Source organism: Sodalis sp. (in: enterobacteria) (genome assembly GCF_047607725.1).
Taxonomy (GTDB): domain Bacteria; phylum Pseudomonadota; class Gammaproteobacteria; order Enterobacterales; family Enterobacteriaceae; genus JBLKSS01.
Genome location: NZ_JBLKSS010000220.1, coordinates 1 through 5,360, shown reverse-complemented (window position 1 = coordinate 5,360; position 5,360 = coordinate 1). Strand labels below are relative to the sequence as shown.

General features: G+C 60.0%; 7 protein-coding genes and 1 pseudogene. 3 read left to right on the top strand and 5 right to left on the bottom strand.

The genetic code is table 11. The features are described from left to right. Positions 1–146: 146 nt before the first annotated feature. From flhB to ACMX3H_RS16800, 3 genes and pseudogenes are all read left to right on the top strand, one after another. Complete coding sequence (gene flhB / locus ACMX3H_RS16810; protein ID WP_415211638.1) at positions 147–1,262, top strand: flagellar biosynthesis protein FlhB; 1,116 nt, start codon at positions 147–149, stop codon at positions 1,260–1,262. Between the two features lies 1 nt (position 1,263). Continuing rightward, positions 1,264–3,156, top strand: a pseudogene (gene flhA, locus ACMX3H_RS16805) (flagellar biosynthesis protein FlhA). Further along, entirely contained in the window at positions 3,156–3,554 is a 399-nt protein-coding gene (locus ACMX3H_RS16800; protein WP_415211637.1) for a flagellar protein FlhE, read from the top strand. The pseudogene flhA and the gene ACMX3H_RS16800 overlap by 1 nt, the downstream one beginning before the upstream one ends. 80 nt (positions 3,555–3,634) lie before the next feature. On the opposite strand, the gene ACMX3H_RS16795 is transcribed toward ACMX3H_RS16800, so the two are convergent. The 5 genes from ACMX3H_RS16795 to ACMX3H_RS16775 form a co-directional block, all read right to left on the bottom strand. After that, the gene (locus ACMX3H_RS16795) at positions 3,635–3,862 is read right to left on the bottom strand and encodes a hypothetical protein (protein WP_415211636.1); all 228 of its coding nucleotides are present in this window, start codon (positions 3,860–3,862) and stop codon (positions 3,635–3,637) included. Next, the gene (locus ACMX3H_RS16790) at positions 3,846–4,073 is read right to left on the bottom strand and encodes a hypothetical protein (RefSeq protein WP_415211635.1); all 228 of its coding nucleotides are present in this window, start codon (positions 4,071–4,073) and stop codon (positions 3,846–3,848) included. The genes ACMX3H_RS16795 and ACMX3H_RS16790 overlap by 17 nt, the downstream gene beginning before the upstream one ends. A 3-nt stretch (positions 4,074–4,076) precedes the next feature. After that, positions 4,077–4,373, bottom strand: a complete 297-nt coding sequence (flgM, locus tag ACMX3H_RS16785) for a flagellar biosynthesis anti-sigma factor FlgM (RefSeq protein WP_415211634.1) — start codon at positions 4,371–4,373, stop codon at positions 4,077–4,079. Positions 4,374–4,456: 83 nt separating this feature from the next. Continuing rightward, positions 4,457–4,651, bottom strand: coding sequence for a flagellar basal body P-ring formation chaperone FlgA (gene flgA, locus ACMX3H_RS16780; RefSeq protein WP_415211633.1), 195 nt, complete (start codon positions 4,649–4,651; stop codon positions 4,457–4,459). A 42-nt stretch (positions 4,652–4,693) separates the two neighbouring features. Continuing rightward, positions 4,694–4,957, bottom strand: a complete 264-nt coding sequence (locus ACMX3H_RS16775; protein ID WP_415211632.1) for a hypothetical protein — start codon at positions 4,955–4,957, stop codon at positions 4,694–4,696. Positions 4,958–5,360: the final 403 nt, after the last annotated feature.

Sequence of the window (5,360 nt, the reverse complement as noted above, 5' to 3'; positions counted from 1 at the left end):
TACAGCCGATGCCGAGCGCTGCTGCGATTCGAGCGATGCTGCTCAAATTTCATGCGTAATACATTAATATAGATGCATATTTATGTTMTCGCGTTCTTCTTTTTACGTGCCATGCCATACCCCCGGAAGCTAAAAGTCTCCAGAGTATGGCGGAACAGAAGATGAGCGATCGGACAGAATCGGAATCGCTGATCGGGCGACCGGAATCAGTGATCGGGCGTGACCGGAATCAGCAGCTGGTGGACTGCACCATGCTCTGGCTGGACGGCGCATACCTTGCCCGTCAGCTGGCGGCGATGCTCGCCCAGGGCCTGCATTTTGACCACGGCCTGATTGGTAACGATCGTCAGAGTCTGAGCACTGCCGCGCCGTTGCTCAGCCAGACCGTCCTGGCGCTGGTGCCGCTGTTCGCCGGTTTAATCCTGGTGGCCCTCGGCGCGCCGATGTTGCTGGGAGGGATCACCTTTAATCCGTCGTTAATCAAATTTGATATCAAAAAACTCAATCCGCTCAGTGGCCTGAAGCGGATGTTTTCGTCGCAGGTATTGGCGGAACTGTTCAAGGCGATACTGAAGGCGGTGGTATTCGGCTGCATCACCGACGGCTTTTTATGGCTCAACTGGCCGCATATGTTGCACTTGGTCATGGAACCCGCCGTGCCGGCGCTGGGCGATGCAATGCGAATTATCACCGCCTGTATGCTGTTTATCATCGTCGGCCTCAGTCCTATTGTCGGCTTCGACGTGTTCTGGCAACTCTGGAGCCATCTGAAAAAATTGCGCATGAGCCGTCAGGATATCCGCGATGAGTTTAAGAATCAGGAAGGCGACCCTCAGGTGAAAAGTCGCATCCGCCAGCAGCAGCGGGCCATGGCCCGGCGCCGTATGATGGCCGATGTGCCCAAGGCGGATGTGGTGATTACCAACCCCACCCATTTTGCGGTGGCGCGGCGCTATGAGGACGGTAAACGCAGCGCGTCGGAAGTGCTGGCCAAAGGCGTCGGCGAAATCGCTTTGCGTATCCGCGCGGTGGCGGCGGAGCACCGCATTCCGCCGCTGGAGGCGCCGCCGCTCGCTCGCGCATTGTACCGCCATAGCGAAATAGGCCAGACCATTCCCACCGCGCTGTACGCGGCGGTGGCCGAGGTGCTGGCCTGGGTTTACCAGCTGCGACGCTGGCAGCGTCAAGGGGGTGGGATGCCGAAGAAACCCGTCGATTTACCAGTGCCTGTCGCGCTGGATTTTGATCCTGAGAAAGAGTGATATGGCTAATCTGGCCGCGCTGCTGCGCTTACCTACCAATATGAACGCCTGTCAGTGGCAGATCCTGACGGGACCGGTGTTGATCTTGATGATCTTGTCGATGATGGTTCTGCCGCTGCCGATGTTTACCCGCCGCACGTTGGATTTTGCCGCTTTTCCCAGCCTGCTGCTGTTTTCCACCCTGTTGCGCCTGTCGCTGAACGTTGCCTCCACGCGCATCATCCTGCTGCAGGACCACACCGGCGCTGATGCGGCGGGAAGAGTCGTGGAGGCCTTCGGCCATTTCCTGGTCGGCGGCAATTTCGCCATCGGTATCGTGGTGTTCGTTATTTTGGTGGTGATCAATTTTACGGTCATCACCAAGGGGGCGGGGCGTCTCGCCGAAGTGGGCGTGCGCTTTGTGCTTGACGGTATGCCCGGCAAACAAATGGCCATCGACGCGGATCTTAACGCCGGTCTTATCGGCGAAGATGAGGCGAAAAGCCGTCGCAGCGAGGTGATCCAGGAAGCCGACTTCTATGGTTCCATGGACGGCGCCAGCAAATTCGTGCGCGGCGACGCCATTGCCGGCATTTTGATTATGGTCATCAACATCGTCGGCGGCTTGATGGTCGGACTGTTGCAGTATGATATGGCGCTGGGCCAGGCCGCGCAAAGCTATACCCTGTTGACCATCGGCGACGGCCTGCTGGCTCAAATCCCGGCGCTGGTGATCTCGACCGCCGCCGGCGTGATCGTCACCCGCGTCGGTACCCATCAGGATGTCGGCCAGCAAATGGTCGATCAGCTGTTCAATAAACCGCAGGTGATGCTGCTCGCCGCTGGTGTGCTCGGCCTGTTAGGGCTGGTGCCCGGGATGCCCAACCTGGTCTTTTTGTTGTTTACCGCGCTGTTGCTTGGCTTGGCCTGGTCGCTCAAGGGATGGCTAGATGCGCCGGTGGCCCGACGCGAGGACAGTCCACAGCTGACGGAAGCCAGCTGGCGCGACGTGCAATTGGAAGATCCGCTGGGCATTGAGGTGGGCTACCGGTTAATTCCGATGGTGGACGCGCTGCAAAACGGCGAATTGCTGGGCCGCATCCGCAGTATCCGCAAGAAATTCGCCCAGGAAATGGGTTTTCTGCCGCCGGTGGTGCATATTCGCGATAATCTGGATGCAGCCGGCGGCGTACCGCATTCTGCTCAAGGGCGTGGAAATCGGCCGCGGCGAAGCCTTTCCCGGCCGTTGGATGGCGATCAACCCCGGCAATGCGGAAGGCGCCTTGGTCGGCGATGTGACCCGCGACCCGGCCTTCGGCCTGCCGGCGGTGTGGATTGATAGCGCTCTGAAAGAGCGGGCGCAGATTCAGGGCTATACCGTGGTGGAAGCCCGCAGCGTGGTGGCGACCCATTTAAACCACCTGATTGGCAAATACGCCAGCGATTTGCTGGGTCGGCCGGAAACGCAGCAACTGCTGGAACGCGTCACGCAGGAGATGCCCAAGTTGACCGAGGACTTTATCCCGGCCACCCTGCCGCTCACGCAGTTCCAGAAAGTGCTGCGCAACCTGCTGGCTGAAAATATCCCCATTCGCGACATGCGCACCATTATCGAAGTGCTGATTGAACATGCGCCGGTGAAAAAAGACGCGCCGATCTGACCCAGATTGTGCGCGTTGCGCTGGGCCGCGCTATAACCCAGCACTATTTCCAAGACAGCGAAGAGATCCAGGTGATTGGTCTGGACGTCACGCTGGAACGCGTGTTGCTACAGGCGCTGCAAAATGGCGGCGGGATGGAGCCGGGTATGGCGGACAGGTTGCTGGCTCAGGCGCAGTCCGCGGTGCTTTCCACGCAGGAAATCAGCGATGAACGGCGTTTACGCATGACCGCCGTGATTGGCGGTCAGGAATAATGGGCCTGTGGCGTTGGGCGTGCGGGCCGGCGTGGTGGCTCATGGCGCTGCTGGCGATAGCGCCCGCGGCGGACGGCGCCTGGCAGGGTAGCGGCACGCAACTGATACTCAGCCAGCGCGGCGGCGCCGTCGCCAGTCCGCCCCTGCGCCCGCTGAATTTACCCCCGGCGGATGCGGTGGTGACCTCCATTAACTGGCATATTGAGAACGAGCGGCCGTTGCCGTCGGGCGTGCGGCTGGCGATATGCCTGGGGGAACGGTGTTTCTTTCCCGATGGATTGGCGGGCCGCAACCTGTCGCTGGCGGGGAAGCTCGCCGGTAATCCGGCGACGCTGTGGCTGCAATGGCCGGGACGCGGGGCGGTCGTGCCGCCGGTGCGCCTGCTTCGCTATCGGTAATTGATAAACTATCGGAGTACCAAGGCCAGTGCGCCGGCCGGCGTCGCGGCCCGCTGAATGTCGCAACCCGCCGCGTGCCGTTACACGCTGAATTTGGGACCGAGCAGCGCCTGAGCGCTGGCATGCCCCGTGGGGTCGTACATTCTGCTCAAGCTGCGCTGCTCGGTCATGGTGGACAAGCCGCGTTGATTCAGTTTGAGATGCACATCCAGCAGCAGCCCGTTGCGCTGCTGCAGCGCGCGGGTGTGGTTCACGATAGTTTCCCAGTCGGCCTGAAGCCCTGCATCGCTTTCATAGGGCGCCTGCAATCCTGTCTCCTGTCTCCTGCTCCAGCAATTGGCGCTGATGATTCATGTGCTGCAGCGTGCTGAGCTGCTCATCTTTGGTTTCAGTGGTGTGGTGCAGCAGCGGCGCATTGACCTGGCCGGCGCTTAATAACTGCTGCTCTTGGGCAAGGGTAGCCTCCAGTTTGTTCAGCAGTTCGGCCATGGCGGCCAGCAGTGTTTCCAACGTCTTCATTGCTTATTCATCCAACATCAATTGCGCCTGGCTAATCAGCGCATCGGCGATTTTACCGCTATCCATGGTGAGGGAGCCGTCACGGATGGCGTCTTTGATACGCTCGACCTTGGCGACATCGATATCCTGACCGTCTTGTTTTTGCAGCTGATCCAGCGTGTCGCTCAGGCTGACGGTGCTTTTATTCTCTTGATTGTCGGTGCTGGCGGCAGTCTTGTTTTTCTGTGCCTGAACGGTATTGCCGTCGATGTTCTGCAGCGGTGCCAGGGATTGAACAGGACGGCTACTCTCAATACTCATACAAGCCTCGCTTACGTTGAGTTCGGTGACTGAAACGGCACTATTATCCAGCTATCGGCCCCGGGCGCGAAAACTTTAATCATTTATAATACAACGCGTACCTGTCCGGCGGTGATGACCGTGCCGCTGACCTGTTGCCCGGAATCCATTTTTACCTTGATGGTGTCGTTGGCGGCGCCGTTGCCCAGCGCTTTGCCCGCACTGTGCAGCGCGAACCCGTCGTCGCCGGCGATGACGGTTACCCTTTGTCCCGAGCGGATGAGCCAGGCGCGCCGCAATGGGCCGCGCCGCCGCCAGATAGCGGTCGGTCACCTGCACCGCTACCTGCAGGTAACGCGTCTGGCCGCCACATACCATGCGCAGACTGAGTTGCCCATCACGCGGGTACGCGAAGGCAGGGAAAAAAGCGGCTCCGCGCAGGTTAGCCGCCGTTCGGCGGGCGTCACCACCTGCACCCGCAGCGACAGCGGCGCCGGACTAAACTGGCGCTGCATAAACACCGTTAGTCGCGCGGTCAACACATCTTCGGCGGCGGCCTGTGTGGCGCAGAGCAACAGCACGCCGGCCAGCGTGCGCCGCAGCACACGCCGTCGCGGCCTGTGACTCTGGGCATGAGACCGCGTTGCCGGCTGCGACGTCACGGCGCTGAGCGTGCTTGACGGCGCTATCGACTGCCGCAAGCTGTCGCTGCTGAGCGCGTAAGACAGCGTTGCCGCATGCGGCGTCGCGCCGCTTGGTGGATTAAACCGCGCCGCGATACCGCGACAGATCGGCAGAAGGCGGATTGACGCCGTGCCATAGAGCGAGCCGCCGCGTTGTCCTGCGTCGTTCTGACCTTGTGCGCCGGGTAAGCGCCCCGTGGAGGACGTCTTGAATTATTGGTGGGTTTGTTGTATGAGACAGTAAACCTACGTTACACGCTTATGCTCATTGCATTTTCACATTGTATTGATTTTAATAACTTTTATTTCCATCCCGGTTTGAGTG

Excerpts from the sequence above, each read along its gene's own strand:
- flhB (WP_415211638.1), top strand. The coding sequence starts at position 147 with ATGGCGGAACAGAAGATGAGCGATCGGACAGAATCGGAATCGCTGATC.
- ACMX3H_RS16800 (WP_415211637.1), top strand. The coding sequence starts at position 3,156 with ATGGGCCTGTGGCGTTGGGCGTGCGGGCCGGCGTGGTGGCTCATGGCG.
- ACMX3H_RS16790 (WP_415211635.1), bottom strand. The coding sequence starts at position 4,073 with ATGAAGACGTTGGAAACACTGCTGGCCGCCATGGCCGAACTGCTGAAC.
- flgM (WP_415211634.1), bottom strand. The coding sequence starts at position 4,373 with ATGAGTATTGAGAGTAGCCGTCCTGTTCAATCCCTGGCACCGCTGCAG.